Raw genomic sequence first — 26,730 nt, forward strand, 5'->3', positions numbered from 1 at the left:
AGCACGGACGGCCCAGCACGGACGGCCCAGCACGGACGGCCCAGCACGGACGGCCCAGCACGGACGGCCCAGCACGGACGGCCCAGCACGGACGGCTCGGCGCGGACGGCTCGGCGCGCGCAATCGGAGATCAGACGGGCCGGATCAGACGGGCCGGATCAGACGGGCCGGGTTCAACCCGGCGCGGAGGACGGGGACACGCGGATCAGGCGAGGGCGCGGAGAAAGGGGGTGACGCGCGGTCAGGTGGAGGGCGCCGAGGACGGGGACACGGCGGGCGGCACCGTCGCGTCGTCCGGCGCGGGCGAGCGCAGCGTCCGCACGTCCCGCGGCAGCAGGGCCAGCCCCGACGCCACGATCATCAGCGCCGCCGCGCCGTACTGCGTGGCCGACAGGCCGATCTGGGCCGCGATCGGGCCCGCGATCAGCGCGCCGACCGGCATCGCCATGACGGAGCCGAGCGCGTCGTAGGCGGAGACCCGCGCCAGCTTGCCGGGCGGCACGTTACGGGCCAGCGTGACGCTCCACTGCACGACCATGATCTCCATGGCGACGCCGATCACCACCGCGGCCAGGCATATCGCCACCAGGGGCCACCGCAGGGCCAGCGACAGCGGGGACAGCGCGGTGATCGCCCCGAGGCACACCACGACCAGAAGGGGCCTGCGCGGGGTGAACCGCAGCGAGACGAGCCCGCCCACGATCAGCCCGAGCGCCTCGGCCGACATGATCGCCCCCCAGGAGGCCGGGCCGCCGAGATGGGCCTTGGCGACCGGCGGGCCGAGCACCTGGAAGCTGCCGTACCAGGCCATCAGGACGACCCCGTACTGCAGGACGATCGTCCACAGCCAGGAGTGACCGCGGAACTCCGACCAGCCCTCCCTGAGCTCGCGCAGCATGCCCGCCTCCTCGCCCGCCGCGTGCTCGTGGCCGGTCGCGCGGATCGCGAGCAGCATCGGGATCGTGCCGAGCAGGCCGACGCCGCAGACCGTCATCGCCCAGCCGGGGCCGACGGCCGCGACGACCACGCCCGCGACGGCGGCGCCGCCCATCTGCGCGCCGTTCATCGCCAGCCGGCTGAGGGCGTTGGCCTGTTGCAGCAGCGGATCGGGCACGATCTTCGGCAGCAGGGCCTGCGAGGCCGGCCAGAACACGGCCATGCCGACGCCGTTCAGCGTCTCCAGCACGATCATCTGCCACAGCCGGGCGTCGCCCGCGAGCACGAGGACGCCGAGCAGCCCCTCGGCGACCGCGATCATGACGTTGGCCGCGACGATCACCCGCTGCGGCGGGACGCGGTCCGAGATGACGCCGCTGATCAGCGTGAACACCAGGGACGGGGCGATCTGCGCCGCCAGGACGTACGAGAGGTCGGCGGTGGACCCGGTGGTGTCCAGGACGGCGAACGAGACGCCCACCATCGAGAACGCGACGGCCGCCGGGGCGAGCAGCCGGTCGGCCAGCAGCAGCCGGAAGTCGCGGATCGCGAGCACCGGGAAGCGGCGGGCGGCGGCGCGCCACAGCATGGCCATCGTCCGATCCGTGCGAGGGCAGACTGTTCCGACGTTAGTCAGCCGGTTCCGGCGGTCGCAATCGGTTTACGCGCGACGTCAGCCGAGCTGGGCCGCCTGGAGCCCCGCGCCCACCCCTCCGGCTTCCCGATATATGCCACATATCCCTTATCGGGACGAAGAGTCATCTCAGGGATGGCGGATTACATTCCTCCGTCCGGCACGTGAAAGGGCCGCCCCCCGGCGAACCGCGGCGACGGCCCTCCCGACATGGCCTCCTCTGGGAAGCACGGGCCTACGCGCGATCACCAGCCCTTGCTGACGTCCTCCTGGGTGTAGGACCGGGGCTCGACGAGGACGAGCCAGTTGCCCTGGTTGTCGCGGATGACGGCCTCGACCCCGTACGGCCGGTCCTGCGGCTCCTGCAGGATCGTGACGCCCTTGGCGCCCAGCTCCTCGCACGTCTTGCGGCAGTCGTCGACCTGCAGCCCAAGGCCCCCGCTCTGGCCCTTCTCGAGCTGCCGCCGGAAGAAGTCCGCCGCCTCGGCGTCCAGCGGCGGGCCGGGCTTCATGAGCGTGATCTGGAGCTCGGGGTGGTCGGGGTGGCTGACGGTGACCCAGCGGAAGTCCTCGCCCATGGAGACGTCCTCCCGCGCGGCGAACCCGAGGACGTTCACGTAGAAGTCACGGGCCGCGTCCTGGTCGAGGCAGTAGATCGTCGTGAGAGAGATGTTCGTAATCATGCAGGAGAAGCTACTCGTGACCCCTGGCCTGCGACTTCTCCAAAATTGCACAATCAGTGATCTTGCTCGCCGCTCTGATCCTCGGGGCTCTCGGGGGCGTCGGGCGCCGTCGAGCACGTCAGGTCGAGCACCCCGTTCATGAACAGATAGCACCCGGGGATGTGCGGGCCGCCGCGCGCCGCCCACCGGTCGCGGTACGCGCTCGGCGACTCGCCCACGAGCTGCGTGAACTTGGACGAGAACGACCCCAGGCTGGTGAACCCCACCGCCATGCAGATCTCGGTGACGGTCAGGTTGGCGACGCGCAGGAGATCCTGGGCCCGCTCCAGGCGACGGCGCGCGAGGTAGCGCATCGGGGTCTCGCCGTACGCGGCCTCGAAGCAGCGGATGAAGTAGTACTTGGAAATGCCGGCGACGGCCGCGAGCCCGTCGAGATCGAGGTCGCTCCGGTAGTCGCGGTCGATGCGATCACGCGCCTGCCGAAGGTGCGGCAACAACTCCACCGGCACCGTCCGCCGCTCCCTGCCGACCACACCACACCATAACCGAACCCGCCCGGTGCACCCCGTGTCCTCCTCGCCCTCGCCGGCTGCCGGTCTTCCCCGCCCCGCTCTCCCCCCCAAGACGGGCATCCCCGATGACGACCCGCACAACGCGCGCCCGCCCTCTCGGACCTCCCCGGCGAACCCGCCGCGGGACCCACCGACCCAGCGAGGAGGTGAAAATCATGACCTTCGACGTGGAGGCCCTGCAGCGCCTGCCGGACCGGAACCCGTCCAGTCGTATACAAATCGAGCCCCCCGCCACGACCACCCTGATCACCTGCGAGACGTACGTCACCGGGGTGGCGGCGAACCGCGCCTGAAAGCGGCCCGCAGCGGGGCCGGGCACGCCGCATACGTGCCCGCCCGCAGCGGGGCCGGGCACGCCGCATACGTGCCCGCCCGCAGCGGGGCCGGGCACGCCGCATACGTGCCCGCCCGCAGCGGGGCCGGGCACGCCGCATACGTGCCCGCCGCGGGTTCACGCGTCCGGCACGGCCCGCCCGGCCGTGATCGGCGACGGCCCGGGGTGACCGCGCGCACCGACCGCCCCGCGCGCGGGACCCCCGGACCACAACCCCGGCGGCGGGATTACCCGGCGTGCCGGGCGAGTCGCTAACCTGGGGCGCGATGAACCGGTTGACGACGTCGAGGGGTGGGCTCGACCTCGCCCGCTTCCCCGAAGACCCGCGCGACCCGCTTCGCGCCTGGGACGCCGCCGACGAGTACCTCCTGCGTCACCTCGACGGAATCGACGCCGCCCCGGTCGACCTGTCGGGCACCGTGGTCGCGCTGGGCGACCGGTGGGGCGCCCTGGTCACCGCGCTCGCCGGCCACCACCCCGTGCAGATCACCGACTCGTTCCTCACCCAGGAGGCGACCCGCGCGAACCTGCGGCGCAACGGCGTGGACGCGGGGGCGGTACGGCTCCTGACCACCCAGGACGCTCCGCCCGAGCGGGTCGACGTGCTGCTGATCCGGGTGCCGAAGAACCTCGTGCTCCTGGAGGACCAGCTTCACCGCCTCGCGCCGCACCTCCACGCGGGCACGGTCGTCGTCGCGGCCGGAATGGTCACCGAGATCCACACCTCGACGCTCAGAACGTTCGAGAAGATCATCGGTCCGACCAGGACGTCCCTGGCGGTGAAGAAGGCCCGGCTCGTCTTCTGCTTCCCCGACCCGGCGCTCGTCCCGCCTCCCAACCCCTGGCCGCGAAGCTACGCGTTGCCCGAGGACGTCGGAGTGGCGTCGGGCCGGACGGTCGTCAACCACGCGGGCATCTTCTGCGCCGACCACCTCGACATCGGCACCCGCTTCCTCCTGCGCAACCTTCCCCACCGCGAGGGCCGCGAGCGCGTCGTGGACCTGGGCTGCGGCAACGGCGTGCTCGGCCTGGCCGCGGCGCTGGACAACGGCGACGCCGAGGTGATCTTCGTGGACGAGTCCTACCAGGCGGTGGCCTCCGCCGAGGCGACGTGGCGGGCGAACGTCGACGCCCCCGCGGAGTTCGTCACCTCCGACGGCATGTCCGGCATTCCGAACGGATCAGTCGACCTCATCCTGAACAACCCCCCGTTCCACACCCACCGCGCGACGAGCGACGCGACGGCCTGGCGCATGTTCAACGGCGCCCGCGCCGCCCTGCGCCGCGGCGGGGAGCTGTGGGTGGTCGGCAACCGCCACCTGGGCTACCACGCGAAGCTCCGCCGCCTCTTCGGCAACTGCGAGGTCGCCGCCAGCGACCCGAAGTTCGTCATCCTCCGCGCCACCAAACACTGACCCCGCGCCGCACCTGCCGCCGAAGGTCGAAATCAGACGTCGTAAGGCAGAAGCATGAAATGGCCGGCTCCCCACAACGGAGGAAGCCTTGTCAGCTTCTCGGCCGTAACGACCGAGCTTGCAGCTCCTCGCCGTCGATGGCTTCGGCGGTCTGGTCCGCGTCAGGCAGCGTGACTCACTGCCCAGCCCACCGCACCGCGTGCGGCGATGTTGCGGGCTGCGTTGACGTCGGCGTGCTCAGCGAAGCCGCACGAGGTACAGCGGAACGTTTCCCGGTCCGGCCGGTTCTTCTTGTCCACGTGCCCGCAGGCCGAGCACTGCTGGGAGCTGTAGGCCGGATCCACATGGATCACGGCGACTCCCCGGCGGGCCGCCTTGTAGGCGATGAAGCCTCCCAGCTGGTGGAAGCTCCAAGAGTGCAGCGTGACCCGCGAAGCCGTACCCTCTCGCGGATGCCTTGGAGGTCTTCCAGGGCGATGCCACGACAGGTGCGTTCTGCCTCGGTCACGATCTTCTTGGCGATCACGTGGTTGACGTTCGCGGCGAATCGGACCTCTTTGCGGGCCCGGCGTTTGAGCAGCCGCTTGGCGGACTTGGTCCGCTTGGCCTGCAACCGGCGATGCCGGTGGCGGACCGCGTTCAGGCCCTTACCGCTGTGGCGCACCGCGTCGCTGGTGGTGGCGATGTTGACGATGCCCAGGTCCACGCCCAGGAAGCCATCCGGGGCGGTCACCGGGACGTCGGGCAGCACACAGGTGGCGATCAGGTACCAGGAGCCGTCGCGGCAGACCAGGTCCGACTCACCACGCCGGTGAGCGGCCAGCATCGCCACCTGGTCGGCTGAGCCGGCGAAGGCGACCCCGCGCAGCCGCCCGGCCACGGTCCAGATCAACACCGTACGAGCCTGGAGCTGCCAGGACAGGCACCGGTCGTCGAAGGGCTGAGCCGCGCCGACGCGGAAGGTGATCGGTTTGCTCCCGGCCTTGACCCGCCGCGCCGATCCCGGCTTGCCCAGGTTACCGGCGGCCAGGTTGGCGTGCAGAGTGCGGTAGGCGTCGGCAACCTTCTTGATCACGTGCTGGGCAGCCTGGGCGGCCAGCCCGAACTCGGCCTTGATCCGATCGTAGGCGTGCCTGCGCAGGTCGAAGTTACGGAAGCAGCGCCAATGCCGTTGCTGATGGACTTCACCATCACATCAGGCATGGCATGGATGGCTCGAAGCCGACCAGCGCGGACATCAGACTGCACACGTTCGGCGTACTGAGGGAATCGCCAACCTCGCAGATAATAAATGGAAAGATCCCAGCTTCGCTCTGGACCAGCGGCAAGCCACGGTCGGCCAGAGCCTACAGGCCGTAGTGATCTACCCACGCGTCCCGGACAGCGAGTGTTCGATCCGAGTCTCATCGAACCGGCCTGGAAGGAAGATCGTGGTTCGCGAGAGTGAGCCAATTTAGCAGCGGATTATTCCGACACTAGGCGCTGCTGACGGCCCTGAATTGCAATGGAAGATAATCATCGACACGGAAGAGATCGACCGTTGGCATCGAGTACACGCCCGTTCCACTCTTGTATAAAGTACCCGCGACCACTACCCGCAGCTTCAGGTCATTTGCTTCTACTGCGACGTGATAGTCATCTGGCCCTAGAGTCATCTTTACTGGCCTCACACGACCGCCCAGCAACGCTTTGACTTTAACTACTCCTTCATTGTCATCCGGATCACGATCAAGCGAGCTTACGAAGCCGTACAGGACCGTATCAGAGATTCTCACATCGTTGCGAAGTATGTGCCCTATCTCCTTGATTGCACCCGCCGACTCCTTAGGAAATCTAAGGTACTCCCCTCCCGCTCGCGGAGGGGCAGATGTAAGTGCCCATCTTAATGTGATATCTAAGTCGCCTACCTCCGGGGCCGAGACCATGACCGCGAGCGCAGCGCATGCGTCAGCAGATAAACCCCCATAAACCGCTTGGCGAAGGTCATCGGCAGACGGGATATTACCCCTCTCTACAGCTAACTCCTGTAATTGCCGCAGAACATCGGCCATCACACCGGTCACTCGTCGCGGAAAATAATCACTCTCTAATTCGACGTCTAATAGTGGATCCTGGTCGCTTTCCGCTAACACCGGCCGCATGGTGCCGATCGGACTCACGATTGGAATGATGAAGCTTCCTCGCAGCGTGTGGCCCATCCCCACCGTCTCGGCATACTTTCTAGCCGCCGGCGGACGCGACCTGCCGTGATAAGACTTGCGCTGGAGTGTCGAGCATGCGTTCGCAATTGTGAAGTCCCGAGCCCCATTGAGAATTTTTGATGCATCGACAAGCGGAATATAAGGACGCGCATCCTCGAATCTAAGGTTTATAACGTCATCTTCCACGTATTGTAGCTCGCGAGCCACATCCTCTTCGGATAATCCCCCCTGACTGGCGATGTCCTCGATAAAGTTGCGGATACGCCGTGGGTAGTCCGATGCTTCACTGTTCAGTGGAACGAGAACCTCATGCGAGTCCCGCTCCCAAATTTCAGCCCGAGGTAGAGGCTTATCTCTTAGCTGCCACGAGTTGGCCGTGAGGTACGCCTTTAACCCCGCAGGTGATACATGCGACGAAGGAACCACGGTCTGCATCATGCCACGCCCCGAGCTTCCTTCATTAGCCGATCGAGCGATTCGACCGTAAGCCGATTGGTCCGCGCCAGGCGTACAGATTTAGTTGCCTGATTAAGCGTGGGTTGAAGTGCAGACATGCTTGCATAGTAGCCACATCTCCGGAGATATAGCCCATCATCCAGCGAGCTTACCCAGTTCTCTCTTAGTTCCGGCACCTCGACAACGAAGAGATAAGCAGGCACGTTACGACCTGGATCGGTGAGAAGATTATATGTGCGGACATCTAAGTCATACGATAAGTAGTCGCCATCTATCGGCCCCTCGTTCGTACACTTCATCTGCACATCTATACGCATGGCACGATCCTTGATCTCAAGATCTACACCGAAATGATCAACATGATCGACCAATACTGCATAGCCGGCCGTATAAGCCAACGCTTGCACATAAGAGACACTGAACATCTCTTTGCAAGCCGAAGTGTCTAAGGTGCCCACAAGGGGACGGTAACACCACAAGTCGCAATCTGCGCCTATCCGCTATCCTATTGTGATCATCGAACACCGCCCAGCCGGTCCATAATTACCGGTTTGGGTTCAGCCAAAATGACCCGTAAGTACCTCTGCGCCTATGAAGAGGGCCCACGGAGTGAAGTCCGTGGGCCCCATTGGCTTCCTCCGATTTCATCGTCCTCACCAGTTGGAGTTGGTAGATCCGAGCAACGCGCCGTGCCCACGCTCGGGAATGCGGTGGTGCGTTCTTCAATTGCTCCTGCGCCCACTCTTCCGGCGACGGAATCTCTCTTGCCTGGGGTCTTGTCGTTAGGGCGTCACCTCCTCTCTGATCACGCATCGTGATGGCCCACGCGTTCGTCCACGGACAGTCACGTCGCCCTTTACGTGCAGGCGCGCGTGTGGACATGGACGTGGACGACTACCGATTGTCAGATGTCAGGGGCGCCATGCCAGTGTCCCCGGCTGACTTGCGCGACGCGTCCTGACCGGACGTGCTCTTGTAAGCGGTAGTAATCGACAAGCGACCCATGCCTGTAATGCGCATCAGATTGTCGATCGTGACCCCTTCGACCGGCGCATCCCGCAAAGCAGTCCAGAGAGTGTTCTCCGCGTCATGTCCCACGTCCGGACGCGCTTGTCGGGGGAGCCAGTGAGGTGGCCAGTTCATCAGATATGTCCCCGTCGGCGGCTCGCAAGTCCGTGTACCCCGGAGGTGACCCCCGGGGTACTTCTCAGGTCAAGCCAAAGAGGATCTTGATCGGTCCGATGGCGAAGTAGACGACGAACAGGGCCGTCACGACCCAGAGCAGGGGGTGGATCTCGCGGGTCTTGCCCTTGACGGCCTTGATCAGGACGTAGGTGAGGAAGCCGGCGCCGATGCCGTTGCTGATGGAGTAGGTGAAGGGCATCAGGACGACGGTGAGGAAGGCCGGGATGGCGATCTCGTAGTCGGTGAAGTCGATCTCCCGGATGGCGGTCATCATCAGGAAGCCGACGACGACCAGGGCGGGGGCCGCGGCCTCGTAGGGGACGACGTTGACCAGCGGGGACAGGAAGACGGCGAGCAGGAACAGCACGCCGGTGACCACGCTCGCGAAGCCCGTGCGCGCGCCCTCGCCGACGCCCGCCGCCGACTCGATGTAGGTGGTGTTGGAGGAGGTCGAGGCGGCGCCGCCGGCGGCGGCCGCGATGGAGTCGACCAGGAGGATCTCGCGCGTGCGCGGCAGCGTGCCGTCCGGCGCGACCAGGCCCGCCTGCCCGCCGACGCCCACGATCGTGCCCATCGTGTCGAAGAAGTCGGTGATGAGCAGGGTGAACACGAACAGGACGGCCAGGACGACGCTGATCCTGCTGAAGGACCCGAACAGGCTGAACTGCCCGATGAGGCTCAGGTCGGGCATTCCGAAGATCTTCTCCGGGAGCGCGGGGACGACGAGGCTCCAGCCCAGCGGGTTCTTGCCGCCGGCCGACGGCCCGACCTTGGCGATGGCCTCGACGATGACGGCCAGGATCGTCGTGCCGATGATGCCGAGGAGGATCGCGCCCTTGACCTTGCGGGCCACCAGCAGGACGGTGATCAGCAGGCCGGCGACGAAGACGAAGATGGGCCAGCTCGTCAGCGAGCCCCCGATGCCGAGTTCCAGCGGGGTGCCCGCGGCCTTGCGGACGAAACCGGAGTCGACGAAGCCGATCAGCGCGATGAACAGGCCGATGCCCACGCTGATCGCCGTCTTGAGCTGGGCCGGGATCGCGTGGAAGACGGCCGTCCTGAACCCGGTGAGGACCAGGATCGTGATGACGATGCCCTCCAGCACGATCAAGCCCATCGCGTCTTCCCAGGACATGCGGGACGCGATGCCGAAGGCGACGAACGCGTTCAGGCCGAGTCCGGCGGCCAGGGCGAACGGCACCTTGGCGACGACCCCCATGAGGATCGTCAGGACTCCGGCCGTCAGGGCGGTGGCGGCGGCGATGAGGGCGTAGTTGGGCGCGCTTCCGTCGCCGAGGTACTGGCCGTCGGCGTCCTTGACCCCGCCCAGGATCAGCGGGTTGAGCACGACGATGTAGGCCATCGTGAAGAAGGTGGCCAGGCCGCCGCGGATCTCGCGGCTCATCGTCGACTGCCGCTCGGAGATGTGGAAGTACCGGTCGAGCCGGCCGCCGGCGCCGGTCGGCTGGGATGTGGGGGGAGTTATCTCGCTCACGCGGGCAGAGTGACAGGCGTCATCTGGGCCGAGAAGAGCCCTGAGCTGCTCGTAGTCCTTTCGAGACCAACTTGTATGCGGTTCGGATCCTGTGCGAAGGTCGCCGCCCCCGGACACACCGCGCCGGAGGTTCTCGCCTAGGCTGGACTGCGTGAACGAGCCGAGCCCCCCGGATCCCGCCCCGTTGAAGACCAACGACACCGCGGCGATTCTCGCGGGCACGGGCCTGTGGGTCGTCGCGCTGGTCGTGCTGTTCGCCCTCGGTCTCCCGCCGGAGGACCGCTGGTGGATCTGGACGTGCGTCGCCGGCGTCGGCCTCGGCCTGTTCGGCATGTTCTACGTGTGGCGACGCGACCGGCGCGCCGCCGCGCGCGACCGGGCGCGGCCCGGCGACGGCTCCTCGCGCGTCAGCGAGCGGGCAACGGACGGCGGTGGCGGACGATCGTGAGGTCGAAGCCGTCGCCGCTGCCGTCCCGGGCGCCGTCCTCGCTCCACCCCTGCCCTCGGTAAAAGCTCCGCGCCCGCGCGTCGCGTTCGAACACCCACGCTGTGGCCTCCGCGTACCCGGCCTCGGCCAGGGCTGCGACGACGGCCGCCATCAGCGTCCGGCCGGCCCCGGTGCCCCAGACCTCCGGCAGCGTGGCGAACGCGTCGATCATGCCGACCGAGCGCGCGTCGCCGTCGGCGTCGTCGGCAGGCTGGAAACGCGCGTAGCCGACGACGCGTCCGTCGTCCTCGGCCGCCAGCGTGCCCGACCGAGGCCACCCGGGCCCGGCGAGCACGACCCGCCACCACTCGCGGATCGCCTCGGCGTTCAGGTGCGAGAGGTACCTATCGGGCATGAGCCCGCGGAACGCCGCACGCCAGGACGCCGTCTGGACGGCGGTCAGGGCGGCGGCGTCCCGGGGGACCGCCCGCCGGACGCGGATCACCTAGCTGTCGAGGTCGGCCTCGGCGAGGAGCAGGGGGACGGCGTCCGGGTCGCGCAGGAGGGCGGCGACCGCGAGCCGGTCGCCCCACTGGCCGGCGGCCCAGGCGAGGCCGCGGGCGAGCCCTTCGACGCCGGTGGCGTGCACGGCGCCCTCGTAGAAGCGCCACGGCACCGGGACGCCGTCGACGGTCAGCTCGGCGTGGTCGACGTACGTGGCGGGCGCGGAGGGCAGCAGCGAGCGCACCTGGGCGGGCACCTGACGCTCCTCGCCGGTCGAGGTGACCTCGCCTCCGAACTCCTCCCCGGCGACGGGGATGTCGAGCAGCTCCGACAACGCCTCGGCGAGGTCGAACGGTGCCAGCACCAGCGGGCGGGAGGCGACGAGCGCGAGCAGGTCGGGCGCCTCGACGACGACCGGCGGGCCCGCCGCGACCAGGCCCTCGACGTCGGTCTCGGCGGGGCCGTTGCCGCCGAGCGGGCGGCCGTCCTCGGCGTCGGCGACGATGATGCGGCCGTTCAGCACGGCACGGACGGCGGTCGGCGGGGCCACGCGGGACGGCTCGACGGCGGCCAGGACGATCCACAGCGACCTGAGCTGGGCGCGGTCGACCTCCAGGGAGGGGTCGGCCAGAAGATCGAGCAGTTCGTCCGGGCCGCCGTGCGAGGCGAGCAGGTCGGCGAGGGTGGTGCGCACGCCGATCATCGCGAGCGCGCCGGTGTCCAGGCCCTCGGGCGCGTCGCCGTACAGCCCGTACAGCAGCGGGTCGCCGTGGGGCAGGCGCAGGGAGGTGGGCCGCCGGCCGTCCAGGACGGGGTGGCGCGACAGCCACCAGGCGGTGTACGAGGGGGCCTCGACGATCTGCCCGTCGGCGAGCGCGCGCAGCGGCTGGAGCGCGGCCCGCAGCGGCGGGCGGGACAGCAGCGCCAGCGCCGACGGCCAGTCGGCGACGTATTCGAGGTCGCGGATCGCGGTGAACTCGCGGGCCACCGGCGGGACGAGGGTCTCGGGGAGGAGGTCGAGGACGGCCTCCAGCCATTCGTCCTCGGCGTCGAGCTCGTGGTCGCACTCGTCGGGGTCGAGCGGCACGTCGGAGTCGTTGACCACGGCGAAACCGTCCAGGACGCCCGCCGCGGACAGGACGTGCGTGCCGTACCGCTCGACCAGGTCGGGGGCGGCGACGCCGAAGGGGACGTCCTGGTCGATGAGCTTGGCCAGCGATCCTTCGCCGAGCAGCAGCTCGCCCGCGGGGTACAGCTCGCCGTCGGCGCCGCGCAGCGCGAGGGCGGACAGCCACGGGGCCTCGCCCGCCGACAGCCCGGCGGCCTCGACGAGCGCGAGGACGGCCTGGGCGACCGGCTCGGGGTCGGCGCTGTCGAGGGACTCGGAGACGGTGGCGTGGGTGAGCGGGTCGTCCAGGACGCTGCCGGGGGTGGCCTCGGCGGCGCCGAGCCTCAGCAGCAGCGGGTGAGCGGCCTCGGGGTGGACGACGCGCAGGCCGAGCGGGGCGAGCAGGGAGGCGTCGAGGGAGGAGTCGCCGAGCAGCAGCGTGCCGCGCGGCCCCCGGACGAGGCGGCCGTCGGCCAGGGGGACGGGCAGCGCGCCGAGGGCCTCGCGGTCGTCGGCGGGCACGACGTCGTACACCGAATGCCACCAGGCGGCCGTCTTGTCGTCGACCGCGTCGCCGGAGAGCATGTCCACGACGTCCGACAGCTCGACCCGGCGCACGCCGAGGGTGGTGAGCGCCGGGTGGCGGCCGGCCCAGCCGGCGGGCAGCAGGCCGGGGACGGCGAAGGCGATCCGGTCCAGGAACCCGGCCGGGCCCTCGACCACGGACGCCTCGCGGGCGGAGACCACGAAAAGATCGCCGGAACGCTCCGCGGGCTCGGCGTCGGCGGGCGGGGAGATCGCGGGCAGCAGGGGCGTGTCCGGCAGGCGGCGCAGGACGGCCCGGCGGATCGCGGCGTCCAGCTCGCCCTTGCCCATCAGGCCGGGCACCAGGTCGAGCAGGCGGGGCGTCTTCGGCAGGGTCTTGAGCAGCTCGATGTAGGTCTCGGCGGCGCGTTCGACCAGGTAGTCGGCCAGGGGCCCGGACGCGACGTGCCGCCGGTCGGTGGCGAGGGGGAAGGTGGCGATCAGCAGGGCGGGCAGGTCGAGCGGCTCGTCGCTCGGGGTGGGCGCGTGGACGACGGGCGCGACGTCCTTGGGCAACCGCCCGTCGCCGTCGGGCACGGCCCAGCGGACCAGCCAGTACGGCCGGGCGCGCTCCTCGGTGGGGCGGTCGGCGAACAGCTCGGCGACCTGCTCGGCGCTGAAGTCGCCGGAGGCCTCCACCACCTGCCAGCCGTCGGCGGTGATCGTGCGGGACTCGCCGTCGGCCTCGATCTCGATCGCGGCGAGGGCGGGCATGGCGAGCGGCAGCGCCGGGCCGGTCTCGGCGAGCATCTGGCGCACGGCCTGCTCGACGGTCTTGTCGCGCAGCGGCAGCCGTACGACGGTGTCGTAGCCCTCGGGCACGTCGACCGGCTCGGCCTCGAAAGGCAGGCGCAGCAGCGGGACGTGGCCGTCGCGCCCGGCCAGCTCGCGTGACAGGGTGGGCTCGGCGGCGACCAGCGCCGCGGTCTCGGCCCGCGACCAGCGGACCGCCCCGGTGGCGCGGGAGGCGATCAGCGGCTCGTCGCAGACGGAGACGACGGCCGCGAAGCCCACGCCGAACCGGCCGACCGAGCCGATCTCGTCGCGCTTACCGGAGACCCGCAGCGTGGACAGGCCCTCGACGCCGGTCGCGTCGAGCGGGGCGCCGGTGTTGGCGGCGCTCAGCACGCCGTCGCGCAGGGTGAGCCGGAGGCGGCCGGGGGCGCCGGCGCGCAGGGCGGCGTCGGCGGCGTTCTGGGCCAGCTCGACGATCAGGCGGTCGCGATAGCCGCCGAGGGCGAAGTCCTCCTCGGCGTTGGCGTCCTCGCGGAAGCGGGCGGGCGAGGCCGTCCAGGCGGCCAGGACCGTCGTGCGCATGCGTTCGGTGCCAAAGATGTCAGTCACCAGTCATGTCCCAAGGTGGAGGGTGGCCGGCTGCCGCACAGCCGGAAACGCGTGAATTCCGCAGATATCATGGCGCGGCGCTCGGACACTTTCCGGCCATCGCCCAAAGCGGCGGCCGGCAAACCCGCGAGGAGTCAGGAATGGCCGAGCGACTCGGTGTCCTCTTCCCCGGTGTCCTCGACCGAGCCGGCGGCCGGGGTGCCCTCTTCCATGAGGTCGTAGCCCAGATCGTCCAGGATCGGCACCGCGTGCTCGACACCCGTGGCTGCCACGGTGGCCTCGGAGTGGGCGCCGCAGCCGTGGTCGGCGGCGACGACCTTGCCGTCGTCGGGGGCGTACTCGTTGGCGCAGACGCCGAAGCCGAGCCGCAGCGCGCCGGCGAGCGGCCAGTAGAACCCGCAGGTGGAGCACTGCGCGGGCGCGGCGTGGGCGAGCGGGGTGTGCGGCCCGGAGTCGCCGGCGTGCCAGCGGTGGACCGCGCGGTCGCGGCCGATGGGCGACAGGACGCGCGCCCGGCCGAGCCCGTACTCGAAGATCATCTGCTGGTCGGAGTCGTCGTCGCCGGTCGCGGTGTAGCCGGGGGCGAGCCGGTCGTCGTCGTCGGAGGTGGGCAGCAGGTCGCCCACGCCGAGGTCGCCGGGCAGCAGCCGCTCGCTCCACGGCACCCAGGCGGGGGGCAGCAGGGCCTCGCCGCCGGGCAGCAGGACGGTCTCGCTGACGGTGACGTTGCGGGCGCGGGAGGCGCGCGCGACCGTCACGGCCCACCGCCACCCGCGATAGGCGCGGTCGAGGCAGGCGAAGAAATGGGTGACGACGCGCTCGCCCTCGGCCTCGAAGCCGAGGTGCTCGCCCACCTCGCCCGGGCGGGCGATGGCCTCGGCGGCGGCCCTGGCCGGCTCCACAGCGGCGGCGCAGGCTTGGTCGACGGCAAAGGTGCGGGAACGAGTGCGGTTCACACGTCAATTCTCACCCATGCCGGGACCGGACAACACGCCTCCTGGTCGGGTAGGACTGTAAACCAAAGAGGTGGGCACGATCGCGGAGATCCATCGTCAAGGATCGCGGCGGCGGGCTTGGGGAACTTGGGGGGGACGCGCGACGGGCCGACGATGGTGTCGCCGGTCAGATCACCGCGAGCATCACGAAGGGGAAGAACGGGCACTAACCGGCTGTATCCGACGTGAGCGCGCGGAAGGAGGGAGCGTGGACGACCCGGCCACCGACCACGGTGCCCTGTCCGCGCGCGTGTGATGGCGGAGGGCTGGGACCGCGCCCGCAGGTCGATCTCACGCGCCGCCCGCGCCACGGCCGGGGCCGGGCGCGGCACCTTCCGCGCCGGGCGCACGGCCGCGAAGAAGACCGCCCACGCCGGAGGCGCCGCCGCCAGGGGGACGGCCCGCGCGGGCCGGGGCGTCGGCCGCGCCACCCGCAGGCTCACCCACGCCCAGGGCGCGGGCCGCACGGGCCTCGGCCGACTGATCGAGTTGACCGCCGCCCACAGCGCCGGCGACGCCCTCGTGACGGTCGCCCTGGCGGGCACCCTGCTGTTCGGGCTGCCGGTCGACCAGGCCCGGGGCCAGGTCGCGCTCTACCTGCTGATCACGATGGTGCCGTTCACCGTCCTCGCGCCCTTCGTCGGCCCGGTCCTCGACCGGTTCCGGTCCGGCCGCCGGTACATCATGGCGGGGACGCTGCTGGCCCGCGGCCTGCTCTGCTGGGGCATGGCCGCCGCGATCGGCCCGTCCGACGGGCTCACGCTCTTCCCCGCCGCGCTGGCCGTCCTGGTGCTGTCCAAGGCGTACAACGTGTCCCGGGCGGCCACCATGCCGAGCGTCCTGCCCGCCGACATCGGCCTGGTCACCGCCAACGCACGGGTCGCCCTGTTCGCCCTGGTCTCGGCGGGGGTGGCCGCGCCGGTGGCGGCGGGCCTGACGGCGTGGCTCGGCGCCGACTGGGTGCTGCGCGGCACGATGGTGATCTTCATCGCGGCCGGGGTCGGGGCCGTACGGCTGCCGCGCCACGTCGACGCGCCCGACCTGGAGGAGGCCGAGGAAGGCGAGCCCGGCGAGGCGAGGCCGCGCTGGCGCACCCTGCTGAGCATCGGCCCGGTGGTCGGCGAGGCGATGCGCGCCAACGCCGCGCTGCGCGTCCTGTCCGGTTTCCTGGTGTTCTTCCTGCTGTTCCTGGTCAAGGACGGGCACCTGCGCGGGAACGGCCTTCCCCAGGAGGTGCTGATCGCGATCCTCGCGGGCGGCGCGGGCGCTGGCGGCCTGCTCGGCGCGGTGGTGGCGTCCTGGGTGCGTGGACGCCCGCCGCAGGTGATCGTGCTGTCCGCTCTCGGCCTCGCCACGGTGACGGCGGCGGCGTCGGCGTTCTTCTTCTCGCTGTGGACGGCCGTCGTGGTCGCGCTCGTCGCCGGGTTCGCCCAGGAGGTCGGCAAGCTGGCGCTGGACGCGGTCGTGCAACGCGAGATCGGCGAGGAGGTCCGGTCCTCGACGTTCGGCGTGGTGGAGGCGCTGCTGCAGATCGCGTGGGTGGCGGGCGGGCTGGCCGGGCTGCTGCTGTCGCTGGCGCCCGGACGCTCGGCGGGGCCGATCGGGCTGGCGATCGTCGCCGCCGCGCTGGTCGCCGCGCTCGCCTGGGTCCTCACGACGCGGCGGCGACGGCTGCGCGCCCGTCCCCGGCCCGTGCCGCACGCCCCGGCGCGGCACGCCCCGCCAAAGCACACCCCGCCAGAGCATGCGCCGCCGCCGGAGCCCGAGGCGTGGACCGACACCGCGGACGTGCGCCCCGCCGGCCCCGAGCCGTACGCGGACGGCCCGAGGCCGGGCGGGACCAAACCACTGACCAACCCGCACGGATGAACCGCCCGTACGGGATGTGTTCCCGCGCACCGGGCCGATGTGGAGCGCCCGGGTGAGGCGGGGAGGAGAATGCTCGGCGTCTCAGGCGTCGATGTCGTCGGCGACGGCGCGCAGCACGGTCGCGATCTTCCTCGCGTGCGCGGCGTCGGGGTGCTTGCCGCGCTGGTAGGAATTGGAGACGTCGTCCAGCAGCTTTATCAGGTCTTCGACGATAACAACCAATTCGTCTGGCTTCTTGCGCTTAGCCTTTGGTTTCGCTGTCTTGGCGAGCGTCGGGGGCTGCTCCAGCACGCGGACCGAAAGAGCCTGCTGGCCACGGCGCCCCTCGGCGACACCGAACTCGACCTTCTGACCGGGCTTGAGCGCTTCCACGCCCTTGGGAAGCGCTGAGGAGTGCACGAAGACCTCACCGCCGTCGTCGCGGGTGAGGAAACCGAAGCCCTTGTCAGCGTCGTACCACTTGACCTTGCCAGTAGGCACAGGGTGACCTCGTTCAGACTGTCATGAATGGTGAATGGATGTAGGTTATGCCCACGCGGGGCATCAGATGACCGTCGAAACGGCCCCGATTTCGGCGACACGCCAGCGGTCGTACCACGGCCCGAACCCCGTCAAATCCTGCAATACTACGTCGGCTCCGTGATCACGCAGGGCATCGGCGGTGTAGGCGCCCGTGGCCACTCCGACGCTCAGCGCGCGACCCGCCCGCGCCGCCGCGATGTCGCCCAGATGATCTCCGACGTAGGCGGCGGCGCCGAAGGACGCGATGGCCGTCCCCTTCGCCTCGCCGAAGACCGACCCCACGACCTCTTCGACCTCCAGCCCCAGCGCCGCGAGCGTGCGATGGGCGCTCGGCTCGTACTTGCCGGTCACGACGATGACGCGGCCGCCGTGGCGACGCACCAGGGCGACGGCGTCGGCGGCGCCCGGCATGAGCGTCGTCATCGGGATCGCGATCTCCGGATAGAGCGAGCGGTACAGGGCGGCGGCGTCCGGGATGCTCTCGGGCGGCAGCCAGTGGGCCAACTCCTGTTCCAGCGGCGGGCCTAGACGGGCGACGACGGCGGCGCTGTCGATGGCGACGCCGAGACGGCTCGCCACCTCGTCGTATACCGCCGCGATTCCCGCGCGCGTGTCCGCGAGCGTCAGATCAAGATCAAACCCTACTGAATACACCCTTGAAGGATGCCAAATCCCGCGCGGCCCCGCGCACTTCCCGTGGTGACAGAACCCGGGCGCGCGGAATGGACTTAGTTATCGACAGGCCTCAATTGGGCCCTCCTCAGCGCACGACCCCGGGCGGCCGCCGCCGGGGCGGCGGGGGCGGCGGGTCGAACAGGCGGTAGCCCAGGGTTTGTGATCGCCCGCCCGGGTGTGCGACCACGCGCGGCCTCCTACGATGGAGGAAACGGTTTCTACGGCGAGCGGGCGTTTGCGGTGACGGTGGACAGAGGGTTCGGTGGCGATTGATGGACACCCGGTTCACTGAATGGCTGCGCGGCCTGCCGGACGAGCGGCTGCGCGCGCTGGTGGCCGGGCGCCCCGAGCTGATCACCCCCGTCCCCGCCCACCTCGAAGGGCTCGTGATCCGCGCCACCAGCCCCTCGGCGACCGGCCGGGCGCTCGACCGGCTCGACCGCTTCGTCCTGGCGGTCGTCGAGACGCTGCTGGTCGTGACCAGCGAGGACGGCCCCGGCGTGCCGTACGCCGAGTTGCGCGCGGCGATCGCCCGGTCCGTCCCGTCCGACGCCCGGCCGCTGAACGGGCCGCTGCGGGAGGCGGTCGACCGGCTCCGCGGCCTGGCCCTGGTGTACGGCCCGGACGACGCGCTGCGTCCCGCGCCGGGCGTCCGAGACGTGTCCGACGCGCCGGCCGGGCTCGGCCCCCCGGCCGCCGAGGTGTTCCGGCACCACCCGCCCGAGCGCCTGGAGGAGCTCGTCCGGGCGATCCACCAGGGGCGTACGGGGGATGAGACCGGGGTGGAGCGCCTGGCCGGGCTGCTGGCCGAGGGCGGCATCGTCGCGCGCCTGCTGGGGGACATCGGCCCGCAGGCCCGCGCGGCCCTGGACGAGCTCGCGTGGGGCCCTCCGGCGGGCCGCCTGCCGAACGCCCGGCGGGAGGTCAGCGTCGCCACCGCGCAGTCCCCCATCGAGGAGCTGCTCGCCCGCGGCCTGCTCGCCGCGACCGGCGAAGAGTCGGTCGTGCTGCCCCGCGAGGTCGGGCTGGTCCTGCGCGGCGGCCGGGTGCACCGCGACCTGCGCCCGGGCGCGCCGCCGCTCGCCGGGACGGCCCGCGACCAGGCCCTGGCCGACCGCACGGCGGCCGGGCAGGCGTTCGCGTTCGTCCGCACGACCGAGGAGCTGTGCGAGCGCTGGGGCGTCGACCCGCCGGGCACGCTGCGCACGGGCGGCCTCGCCGTACGCGATCTGAAGAAGACGGCCCAGCTCCTGGACCTGCCCGAATGGACGGCCGCGCTGGTCATCGAGTCCGCGCACGCGGCGGGCCTGATCGCCTCCAGCGCCCCCACGGACGGCGAGTGGCTGCCGACGACGTCCTACGACGCCTGGCGGGTGAAGGCCACCGAGGACCGCTGGGAGGTCCTGGCCATGGCCTGGCTGACCAGCGACCGCGTGCCCGGCCTGGTCGGCGGCCGCGACGACCGCGACCGCCTGCTGAACGTCCTGCACCCCGAGCTGCGCAGGCCCACCGCCGCCGAGGTCCGGGTGCGCACGTTGCGCGTACTGGCCTCGGCCGGGCCGGGACTCGCGCCGTCCGCCGAGTCGGTGCGCGAGCGGCTCGCGTTCGAGCAGCCGCGCCGCCGCGGCTCCTACCGCGATCAACTGGTGGGCTTCACGCTGCGCGAGGCCGAGCAGCTCGGGCTGACCGGCCTCGGCGCGCTGTCGCTGTTCGGCCGCCCGCTGCTGCCCGGCCAGGCCCAGGTCAAGGACGGCCCCGCCGGGCTGCTGGCGCCGCTGCTGCCCGAACCGGTGGACCACGTGCTGCTCCAGGCCGACCTCACGGCCGTCGCCCCGGGGCCGCTGACCAGCGATCTCGGGCGCTGGCTCGCGCTGGCCGCCGATGTGGAGTCCAAGGGCGGCGCGACGGTGTACCGCTTCTCGGAGGACTCGATCCGCCGCGCGCTGGACGCCGGGTCGAGCGGGGACGAGCTGGTGTCCATGCTGGAGAAGCACTCGGCGACGCCGGTCCCCCAGCCGCTGCGTTACCTGGTGTCCGACGTCGCGCGCCGGCACGGCCGCGTCCGGGTGGGCACCGCCAGCTCGTACGTGCGCTGCGACGACCCGGCCGTGCTCGACGAGGTGATGGCCGACAAGCGCGCGGTCCCGCTGCGGCTGCGCCGCCTGGCGCCCACGGTGGTCGCGTCCCGCAGCTCCCGGGCGGTGGTGGTCGACTCGCTGCGCGCGTTCGGATACTCCCCGGTCGCCGAGTCGGCGGAGGGCGACGTGCTGGTGACCCGGGCCGACGCGCGGCGCACGGAGCGCCCGCCGTCCGTCCGTCCCCCGGTCGGCGCCTCGGCCCCGGACGCCGATCTCGTGGCGGCGGCCGTACGGGCGATGCGCGCCGGGGAAGAAGCCCACCAGGCGCGCCGGCAGCCGTCCGCGGCGCCCGACGGGCAGGTGCCGCGCACGCCCTCGACAGGGACGGTCACGCTGCTGCAGGAGGCGATCCGTCAGGGCTCGCGGGTCTGGATCGGCTACCTGGACTCCCAGGGCCAGGCCACCAGCCGCATCCTCGAACCCGCCCGCATGGAGGGCGGCTACCTCACCGCCTACGACGAGACGCGCGCGGCCGTCCACCGCTTCGCGCTGCACCGCATCACCGGCGTCGCCGACGTGAACTGACCTTCCCCCCTTCCGTATGGTGGTACGACGACGTCCGGCCGAGGGAAAGCGGGACTGACCCGGCCCGCCGTCTTGTTGGATAGGCGTACGAACCGGCGGCCCGCGTACGAGCCCGGGGAGACCAGGGAGAACCGAGGGAGAAGAGGAAACGTGTCTGATGGCCCGCTGATCGTCCAGTCGGACAAGACGCTGCTGCTCGAAGTGGACCACGAGAGGGCTGACGAGTGCCGCAAGGCGATCGCGCCCTTCGCCGAGTTGGAGCGGGCGCCGGAGCACGTCCACACCTACCGGGTCACCCCGCTGGCGTTGTGGAACGCGCGTGCCGCCGGGCACGACGCCGAGCAGGTCGTGGACGCGCTGATCACCCACAGCCGCTACCCGGTGCCGCACGCGCTGCTGGTCGACATCGCCGAGACGATGTCCCGGTACGGCCGGCTGAGGCTGGAGAAGAGCGAGCCCCACGGGCTCACGCTGACCAGCACCGACAAGGCCGTGCTCGAAGAGGTGCTGCGGTCCAAGAAGGTGCAGCCCATGCTGGGCGCGCGCATCGGCGACGACACCGTCGCCGTGCACCCGAGCGAGCGGGGCAACATCAAGCAGGCGCTGCTGAAGCTCGGCTGGCCCGCCGAGGACCTCGCGGGGTACGTCGACGGCGAGCACCACCCGATCTCCCTGGCCGAGGACGCGTGGAAGCTGCGCCCCTACCAGCGGGAGGCGGCGGACGCGTTCTGGCACGGCGGCTCCGGGGTGGTCGTGCTGCCCTGTGGCGCGGGCAAGACGCTCGTGGGCGCGGCGGCCATGGCCCACGCGCAGGCCACGACGCTGATCCTGGTCACCAACACGGTCTCGGCCCACCAGTGGAAGCAGGAGCTGCTCAAGCGCACCTCGCTGACCGAGGACGAGATCGGCGAGTACTCCGGGAGCAAGAAGGAGATCCGCCCGGTGACCATCGCCACCTACCAGGTGATGACGACCCGCCGGCAGGGCACCTACCGTCATCTGGAGCTCTTCGACGCGCGCGACTGGGGGCTGGTGGTGTACGACGAGGTCCACCTGCTGCCCGCGCCGATCTTCCGCATGACCGCCGACCTGCAGGCCCGGCGGCGCATCGGCCTGACCGCGACGCTGGTCCGCGAGGACGGCCGCGAGGGGGACGTGTTCTCCCTGATCGGCCCGAAGCGGTACGACGCGCCGTGGAAGGAGATGGAGAACCAGGGCTGGATCGCGCCCGCCGACTGCGTCGAGGTCCGGGTCACGCTGACGGACTCCGAGCGGCTGGCGTACGCGATGGCCGAACCGGAGGAGCGCTACCGCTTCTGCGCGACGACGCCGTCCAAGACCCGGGTCACCGAGACGCTGGTGCGGCGGCACGCGGGCGACCAGGTGCTGGTCATCGGGCAGTACATCGACCAGCTCGACGAGTTGGCGGAGCACCTCGGCGCGCCGGTGATCAAGGGCGAGACGCGGGTGAAGGAGCGCGAGCGGCTGTTCCAGGCGTTCCGCGACAAGGAGATCCAGGTCCTGGTCGTCTCGAAGGTCGCGAACTTCTCGATCGACCTGCCGGAGGCGTCGGTCGCCATCCAGGTATCGGGGACGTTCGGCTCACGCCAGGAGGAGGCCCAGCGACTCGGCCGGGTGCTGCGCCCGAAGGCGGACGGCGGAGGCGCGCGGTTCTACTCGGTGGTGAGCAGGGACACGGTGGATCAGGATTTCGCGGCGCACCGCCAGCGCTTTCTGGCCGAGCAGGGTTACGCCTACCAAATCATCGATGCCGACGACGTGCGCGCCAGCGAATAAACACGCTGAGCGGCACGCCGCCGTCCCCCCCAAATGCTGTCTTGAGAAAACTTTCAGCCGAGACAGACATTCAGATCCACGAAATACCCCTGGACAACACCCTCACCCCCTCGCTCATTGGCTCCCACGGCGCCAACTGCGACATACCCTATGATCTAACCAAATCACAGGGATTGTCCCGCTTTTTCGGGATTTTGGTATACGGCGACGCAGCGTATCGGCCAGATCACCGACCGACTAACCCGCCGACGTAAAGCACGGCCAGCGCGATTAGCCAGGAAGCCGTCGCAATCCCTACCAACAGGAGGGACTTTTCCGGGTATTTCCGGAATAGGGGTGGAAGAAGGGCCGCCGCCGTGCACGTCGCGGCGGCCACCGCGAAGAGACCGGAGAGCAGGGAAACCATGCCGAGCCGGTCCATACAGGACTCGGGCGGCTCACCGCTGCCGCAGAACGCCTGGAAACCCCAGCCCGCGAAGACGGAGACAACCCACAACCCGCCGAGGAGCAGGTTCGCCAGGGCCGGGATGACCGGAGAGACCGCCACCGGAGTACGCGTCGTCACCCCCACGGCGTACCCAAAGGCCAACTCTCGGCAAACTCCGGGGCAAGGGCCACATCGCACGCCGGCGCGGACACGCGTCACTCTGGCGACACGGCGCGTGCGGGGCCGGACGTACTAGGCTTGTGGGTTCGTGCGTTTTGACGACCACCTCCGACCCTGAAGGAGTACGTCCGCATGCCCGGACATCAACTGGCCCCTGACATACCCGACCAGAACCCCGATTCCTCCGACGCCGAACCCGGCAAATCCCCCTCCCACCCCATCGCCTCCACCCACGGGCCCGGCGAGCCCCCCGACCCGGCGGACGTCCTGGAGGCCGAGCGCGCCCACCTCGCGGCCTCCCACGCCGCGCTGCGGGCGATGCGCGAGCACGCGCAGTCCCTGTCGGCCGACGCCGCGGGCGACTGGGTGTCCCAGCAGGTACTCCAGGGCCTGCTCGACCAGCGCGTGGCCGCCCTCGCCGACCACCCCGACACCCCGCTGTTCTTCGGCCGCCTCGACCGCGCGGGCGACGACGACCTCCCCCTCACGATCCACGTCGGCCGCCGACACGTGCACGACGACAACAGCCGTCCCCTGGTGATCGACTGGCGCGCGCCGGTGTCCCGGGCGTTCTACCAGGCCCGCCCGTCCGACCCGATGGGCGTGCGGCGCCGCCGCAGGTTCGGGTTCCACGGCGGCGCGCTCACCGCGTACGAGGACGAACCGCTGGACCAGGGCACGACGCTCCAGGAGTCCCACATCCTCACCGAGGAGATCGAGCGCCCGCGCACGGGCCCGATGCGCGACATCGTGGCGACGATCCAGCCTGACCAGGACGAGATCGTCCGCGCCGACCTCGGCAGCACGGTCTGCGTCCAGGGCGCCCCCGGCACCGGGAAGACCGCCGTCGGCCTGCACCGGGCCGCCTACCTGCTCTTCACCCACCGCGAGAAGCTGTCGCGCTCGGGCGTCATGATCGTCGGACCGAACCGCGCGTTCCTCTCCTACATCTCCTCGGTCCTGCCCGCCCTCGGCGAGGTGCGCGTCGACCAGACCACCGTCGCCGGCATCCTCGGCGACCACGCCACCCCCGAGGACGCCGCCGTCGCCGCGCTCAAGGGCGACGCGCGCATGGCCCCCGTCCTGCGCCGCGCGCTCTGGCTGCACATCAGCAAGCCCGAGGAGGGCCTGCTGATCACCCGCGGCGTCAACCGGTTCCGCGTCCCCGACCACGAGGTGCGCGAGATCGTCGCGTCCCTGCGCGGCACGACGCGGTACGGCCCCGGCCGCGCGGCGCTCGCCCAGCGCCTGGCCCACGCCGTGCTCGTGCGCATGGAGCAGCGCGGCGAGTCCCCAGACGACCGCGTCCAGGACGCCGTGGCCAGGTCCAAGCCGGTCAAGCAGCTCATGGACGCCGTCTGGCCGCGCGTCACCCCGCAGCAGGTGCTGTTCCGCCTGCTGTCCGACGGCGAGTTCCTGGCCCGCGCCGCCCGCGACGACCTCACCGCCGAGCAGCGCGAGACACTGCTGTGGCGCAAGCCGCCGCGGTCGTGGAAGTCCGCCAAGTGGTCGGCCGCCGACGCGGCGCTGCTGGACGAGCTGGCCGACCTCATCGAGCGCACCCCCACGCTCGGCCACGTCGTCGTGGACGAGGCGCAGGACCTGTCCGCCATGCAGCTGCGCGCCCTCGGACGTCGCTGCCGCACCGGCTCGGCGACCGTCCTCGGCGACCTCGCCCAGGGGACGACCCCGTGGTCGGCGCGCTCGTGGGAGGAAGTGCTGCACCACCTGGGGTTCGCCGAGGGCATGGTCACCGAGCTCACGCTGGGCTTCCGCGTCCCGCGCGAGGTGCTCGACTTCGCCGCGCGCCTGCTGCCCTCCGTCGCCCCCGCCCTGGCCGCGCCGCGCTCCCTGCGTCCGGGCGCGGGCTCGCTGTCGATCCTCAGGACCGGCGACCTGACATCCGCCGTGACGGCCGCGGTGGAACGAGCGACCGGCCGAGAGGGGTCCATCGGGCTGATCGCCGCGGACACCGCCGTCCCGGCCTTCTCTGCGGCGCTCACGACCCGCGGGGTCGGCCACGACGTCCTCGGCCCCGACTCCTCCCCCGGCGAACGCCTCTCGGTGATCCCCGCCACGCTCGCCAAGGGCCTGGAGTACGACCACGTCATCGTCGCCGAGCCCGCCGACATCGCCGCCGCCGAGGAGCGCGGCCTCGCCCGCCTCTACGTCGTCCTCACCCGCGCCGTCACCAGCCTGACGGTCCTCCACACCACCGACCTCCCACCCCAGCTCGTGTGACCCATCGGGCCAGGCAGTCCTTCCTGAGCCGCGAGGACTCCAACCGGCGCGCCCAGGCGAAGATCTCATCGAGGACGGACAGTGCCGTGGGCTTTCCATCACCCGGCGACGATCCGAGCCTCGTGTACATGGAAACGGCAACCGACAATCTCTGGTTGGAAAGCATCGATATACCCTCATATTCGGCAAAGTGCAGGCGCTGGCCCTGTCTCCGAAGGACTCAGCGAAGTACATCAGCCTGCGAGTCGACGAACTCGGGAAGCGAGCGTGACACATGGTTCTGGTGTCATCACTGGTCTGGTACAAGAGCAGCTACAGCGCCGCGAACGACAACTGCGTCGAAGTGGCCGACCTCCCGGGTGCGGGCAGGGCAGTGCGCGACAGCAAGCGTGCCAACGGGCCGACGATCATATGCACGTCGCGCGAATGGCAGGCGTTCATCAGTGGCATGAAGGCCGACCGTTGGGATTGGGATCAGCGGGAGCTCGACTGTTACAGGCTCGTACCTACTGACGCGACACCCATCCCGTTGGCCGCCGAGATAGATGCCCTTGAGGCGTGAGCTTGGAGTTCGTCACTACACGACCATGTTGAACCACTACCGCCGCTATGGACCTTGCTGAGGTCTACGCGCGGATGTGTGCGGCAACCCGGGTGACCAACTCCGGGGCAACGGTGAGCGTGCGCGTGTCGGGCAGGGTGGGGACAGCCCCTCTGCTCAGTCTCAGTGGGGGTGTTTCTTGCGAGGAGCGGGCTTGGTGTAGGCGAAGGCTTGCCGGCTGTGCACGAGCAGCTCACGTACCGCGGGGCTGTGTGTGCTCTTCCATGTCAAGGCGAGTAGGACGGGTGTTTCGACGTCGTCGATGGTGCGAGCGGTGAGCCGGTCGCTATAGCGCGCCGCCATCGAGTCACTGAGGATGGCGACGGCGAGCCCCCGGGCGGCGAGGTCGGCGATGGCATCCGCGGCGCTGGCCTGTAGCGCGATCACGGGTTGGAGGCTCTGTGCGGTGCATGCCTGGTCGAATACCGTGCGAAGGCCGGTGCCGGGTGGCATGCACACGATCGGGTAGGCGCCCAGGTCACGCAGCATGACCCGCCGCTGTTTCGCCAAGGGGTGTCCGGCCGGGACTGCCGCGACGAGCCGTTCGCTGATGATCGTCAGCGCGTCCAGCCCGTCGGGCGTGGCGGTCGCGGTCCCGATGAGAGCCAAGTCGATGGTGCCCGCGCGCACTCCCTCGACGAGCCGGTCGGAGTTGTCCTCCAGCAGGCAGATCTCCACGCCGGGATGCGTACGGTGGAACGCGGCGAGGGCGTCGAACAGCGGCGTGACGGTACAGCCGATGACCATCGGCACAGCACCCGTGTCGGTCGAGAACCAGTTGATCTAGCCTCCAACTTCGCCGGGGCGGTCCAATGGTGTGAGCGATATGACCAGCGCGCCGACTCCTACCGCCTCCCCAAGGGGGAACAGGCCCGCTTGGA

23 protein-coding genes are annotated in these 26,730 nt (G+C 70.5%); 8 read left to right on the forward strand and 15 right to left on the reverse strand.

Annotated elements, in window-relative coordinates:
* Positions 1-241: 241 nt before the first annotated feature.
* The 3 genes from AB0M95_RS24830 to AB0M95_RS24840 all read right to left on the reverse strand — a co-directional run bounded on the left by AB0M95_RS24830 (position 242) and on the right by AB0M95_RS24840 (position 2,786).
* On the reverse strand, positions 242-1,531 hold the full coding sequence (locus AB0M95_RS24830) for an MFS transporter (RefSeq protein WP_363768945.1): 1,290 nt from the start codon (positions 1,529-1,531) through the stop codon (positions 242-244).
* Positions 1,532-1,815: 284 nt separating this feature from the next.
* A complete protein-coding gene (locus AB0M95_RS24835; RefSeq protein ID WP_363768948.1) occupies positions 1,816-2,253 on the reverse strand; it encodes a VOC family protein in 438 nt (145 codons plus the stop codon).
* Between the two features lie 53 nt (positions 2,254-2,306).
* Positions 2,307-2,786: an AraC family transcriptional regulator gene (locus AB0M95_RS24840; protein WP_363768951.1), complete on the reverse strand. Its 480-nt coding sequence runs from the start codon at positions 2,784-2,786 to the stop codon at positions 2,307-2,309.
* 194 nt (positions 2,787-2,980) lie between these two features.
* On the opposite strand from AB0M95_RS24840, the gene AB0M95_RS24845 reads away from it, so the two are divergent.
* Positions 2,981-3,118 carry a hypothetical protein gene (locus tag AB0M95_RS24845; protein WP_363768954.1) on the forward strand — a complete coding sequence of 46 codons (138 nt, stop codon included), beginning with the start codon at positions 2,981-2,983 and terminating at the stop codon, positions 3,116-3,118.
* Between the two features lie 307 nt (positions 3,119-3,425).
* A complete protein-coding gene (locus tag AB0M95_RS24850) occupies positions 3,426-4,574 on the forward strand; it encodes a methyltransferase (protein WP_363768957.1) in 1,149 nt (382 codons plus the stop codon).
* Positions 4,575-4,735: 161 nt separating this feature from the next.
* On the opposite strand, the gene AB0M95_RS24855 is transcribed toward AB0M95_RS24850, so the two are convergent.
* The 5 genes from AB0M95_RS24855 to AB0M95_RS24875 all read right to left on the reverse strand — a co-directional run bounded on the left by AB0M95_RS24855 (position 4,736) and on the right by AB0M95_RS24875 (position 9,821).
* A complete protein-coding gene (locus AB0M95_RS24855; RefSeq protein ID WP_363768960.1) occupies positions 4,736-4,927 on the reverse strand; it encodes a transposase in 192 nt (63 codons plus the stop codon).
* Positions 4,924-5,649 (reverse strand): transposase, encoded by a 726-nt coding sequence (locus AB0M95_RS24860; protein ID WP_363768963.1) that lies wholly within the window; start codon positions 5,647-5,649, stop codon positions 4,924-4,926. The genes AB0M95_RS24855 and AB0M95_RS24860 overlap by 4 nt, the downstream gene beginning before the upstream one ends.
* Positions 5,650-6,049: 400 nt before the next feature.
* Complete coding sequence (locus AB0M95_RS24865) at positions 6,050-7,213, reverse strand: hypothetical protein (protein WP_363768966.1); 1,164 nt, start codon at positions 7,211-7,213, stop codon at positions 6,050-6,052.
* Positions 7,210-7,689 (reverse strand): DUF4365 domain-containing protein, encoded by a 480-nt coding sequence (locus AB0M95_RS24870; RefSeq protein WP_363768969.1) that lies wholly within the window; start codon positions 7,687-7,689, stop codon positions 7,210-7,212. Before AB0M95_RS24870 ends, AB0M95_RS24865 begins: the two co-directional genes overlap by 4 nt.
* Before the next feature lie 749 nt (positions 7,690-8,438).
* A complete protein-coding gene (locus tag AB0M95_RS24875) occupies positions 8,439-9,821 on the reverse strand; it encodes an NCS2 family permease (RefSeq protein WP_363769108.1) in 1,383 nt (460 codons plus the stop codon).
* Between the two features lie 241 nt (positions 9,822-10,062).
* Between AB0M95_RS24875 and AB0M95_RS24880 the strand changes: the two genes are divergently transcribed.
* Positions 10,063-10,359 (forward strand): DUF2530 domain-containing protein, encoded by a 297-nt coding sequence (locus tag AB0M95_RS24880; protein ID WP_363768972.1) that lies wholly within the window; start codon positions 10,063-10,065, stop codon positions 10,357-10,359.
* On the opposite strand, the gene AB0M95_RS24885 is transcribed toward AB0M95_RS24880, so the two are convergent.
* From AB0M95_RS24885 to AB0M95_RS24895, 3 genes are all read right to left on the reverse strand, one after another.
* Entirely contained in the window at positions 10,319-10,843 is a 525-nt protein-coding gene (locus tag AB0M95_RS24885; RefSeq protein WP_363768975.1) for a GNAT family N-acetyltransferase, read from the reverse strand. The two genes, AB0M95_RS24880 and AB0M95_RS24885, sit on opposite strands and share 41 nt — an antisense overlap.
* Positions 10,844-13,879, reverse strand: a complete 3,036-nt coding sequence (locus AB0M95_RS24890; protein ID WP_363768978.1) for a hypothetical protein — start codon at positions 13,877-13,879, stop codon at positions 10,844-10,846. It lies immediately after the preceding gene.
* 134 nt (positions 13,880-14,013) lie between these two features.
* Complete coding sequence (locus tag AB0M95_RS24895; protein WP_363768981.1) at positions 14,014-14,835, reverse strand: DUF3027 domain-containing protein; 822 nt, start codon at positions 14,833-14,835, stop codon at positions 14,014-14,016.
* A gap of 294 nt (positions 14,836-15,129) precedes the next feature.
* Between AB0M95_RS24895 and AB0M95_RS24900 the strand changes: the two genes are divergently transcribed.
* Complete coding sequence (locus AB0M95_RS24900) at positions 15,130-16,743, forward strand: MFS transporter (protein WP_363768984.1); 1,614 nt, start codon at positions 15,130-15,132, stop codon at positions 16,741-16,743.
* A gap of 81 nt (positions 16,744-16,824) precedes the next feature.
* Here AB0M95_RS24900 and AB0M95_RS24905 read toward each other — a convergent pair whose 3' ends face one another.
* Together AB0M95_RS24905 and AB0M95_RS24910 are read right to left on the reverse strand one after the other, a co-directional pair.
* Positions 16,825-17,223 (reverse strand): cold-shock protein, encoded by a 399-nt coding sequence (locus AB0M95_RS24905; protein ID WP_358526815.1) that lies wholly within the window; start codon positions 17,221-17,223, stop codon positions 16,825-16,827.
* Positions 17,224-17,286: 63 nt separating this feature from the next.
* Positions 17,287-17,919 (reverse strand): haloacid dehalogenase-like hydrolase, encoded by a 633-nt coding sequence (locus AB0M95_RS24910; protein WP_363768987.1) that lies wholly within the window; start codon positions 17,917-17,919, stop codon positions 17,287-17,289.
* Positions 17,920-18,212: 293 nt separating this feature from the next.
* On the opposite strand from AB0M95_RS24910, the gene AB0M95_RS24915 reads away from it, so the two are divergent.
* Positions 18,213-20,603, forward strand: a complete 2,391-nt coding sequence (locus AB0M95_RS24915) for a helicase-associated domain-containing protein (RefSeq protein WP_363768990.1) — start codon at positions 18,213-18,215, stop codon at positions 20,601-20,603.
* A gap of 150 nt (positions 20,604-20,753) precedes the next feature.
* Positions 20,754-22,400 carry a DNA repair helicase XPB gene (locus tag AB0M95_RS24920; protein ID WP_363768993.1) on the forward strand — a complete coding sequence of 549 codons (1,647 nt, stop codon included), beginning with the start codon at positions 20,754-20,756 and terminating at the stop codon, positions 22,398-22,400.
* Positions 22,401-22,626: 226 nt separating this feature from the next.
* On the opposite strand, the gene AB0M95_RS24925 is transcribed toward AB0M95_RS24920, so the two are convergent.
* Positions 22,627-22,965: a hypothetical protein gene (locus tag AB0M95_RS24925; RefSeq protein WP_358526820.1), complete on the reverse strand. Its 339-nt coding sequence runs from the start codon at positions 22,963-22,965 to the stop codon at positions 22,627-22,629.
* 174 nt (positions 22,966-23,139) lie between these two features.
* On the opposite strand from AB0M95_RS24925, the gene AB0M95_RS24930 reads away from it, so the two are divergent.
* Complete coding sequence (locus tag AB0M95_RS24930; protein ID WP_363768996.1) at positions 23,140-25,248, forward strand: AAA family ATPase; 2,109 nt, start codon at positions 23,140-23,142, stop codon at positions 25,246-25,248.
* A gap of 283 nt (positions 25,249-25,531) precedes the next feature.
* Positions 25,532-25,810, forward strand: coding sequence for a DUF397 domain-containing protein (locus AB0M95_RS24935; RefSeq protein ID WP_363768999.1), 279 nt, complete (start codon positions 25,532-25,534; stop codon positions 25,808-25,810).
* A gap of 162 nt (positions 25,811-25,972) precedes the next feature.
* Here AB0M95_RS24935 and AB0M95_RS24940 read toward each other — a convergent pair whose 3' ends face one another.
* Positions 25,973-26,596 carry a LysR substrate-binding domain-containing protein gene (locus AB0M95_RS24940; protein WP_363769002.1) on the reverse strand — a complete coding sequence of 208 codons (624 nt, stop codon included), beginning with the start codon at positions 26,594-26,596 and terminating at the stop codon, positions 25,973-25,975.
* Between the last annotated feature and the right edge of the window lie 134 nt (positions 26,597-26,730).

This window comes from Sphaerisporangium sp. NPDC051017, from assembly GCF_040683095.1.
Classification (GTDB): domain Bacteria; phylum Actinomycetota; class Actinomycetes; order Streptosporangiales; family Streptosporangiaceae; genus Sphaerisporangium.

Excerpts from the sequence above, each read along its gene's own strand:
- AB0M95_RS24830 (WP_363768945.1), bottom strand. The coding sequence starts at position 1,531 with ATGGCCATGCTGTGGCGCGCCGCCGCCCGCCGCTTCCCGGTGCTCGCG.
- AB0M95_RS24835 (WP_363768948.1), bottom strand. The coding sequence starts at position 2,253 with ATGATTACGAACATCTCTCTCACGACGATCTACTGCCTCGACCAGGAC.
- AB0M95_RS24845 (WP_363768954.1), top strand. The coding sequence starts at position 2,981 with ATGACCTTCGACGTGGAGGCCCTGCAGCGCCTGCCGGACCGGAACCCG.
- AB0M95_RS24850 (WP_363768957.1), top strand. The coding sequence starts at position 3,426 with ATGAACCGGTTGACGACGTCGAGGGGTGGGCTCGACCTCGCCCGCTTC.
- AB0M95_RS24865 (WP_363768966.1), bottom strand. The coding sequence starts at position 7,213 with ATGATGCAGACCGTGGTTCCTTCGTCGCATGTATCACCTGCGGGGTTA.
- AB0M95_RS24875 (WP_363769108.1), bottom strand. The coding sequence starts at position 9,821 with ATGAGCCGCGAGATCCGCGGCGGCCTGGCCACCTTCTTCACGATGGCC.
- AB0M95_RS24900 (WP_363768984.1), top strand. The coding sequence starts at position 15,130 with ATGGCGGAGGGCTGGGACCGCGCCCGCAGGTCGATCTCACGCGCCGCC.
- AB0M95_RS24915 (WP_363768990.1), top strand. The coding sequence starts at position 18,213 with ATGGACACCCGGTTCACTGAATGGCTGCGCGGCCTGCCGGACGAGCGG.
- AB0M95_RS24930 (WP_363768996.1), top strand. The coding sequence starts at position 23,140 with ATGCCCGGACATCAACTGGCCCCTGACATACCCGACCAGAACCCCGAT.
- AB0M95_RS24940 (WP_363769002.1), bottom strand. The coding sequence starts at position 26,596 with ATGGTCATCGGCTGTACCGTCACGCCGCTGTTCGACGCCCTCGCCGCG.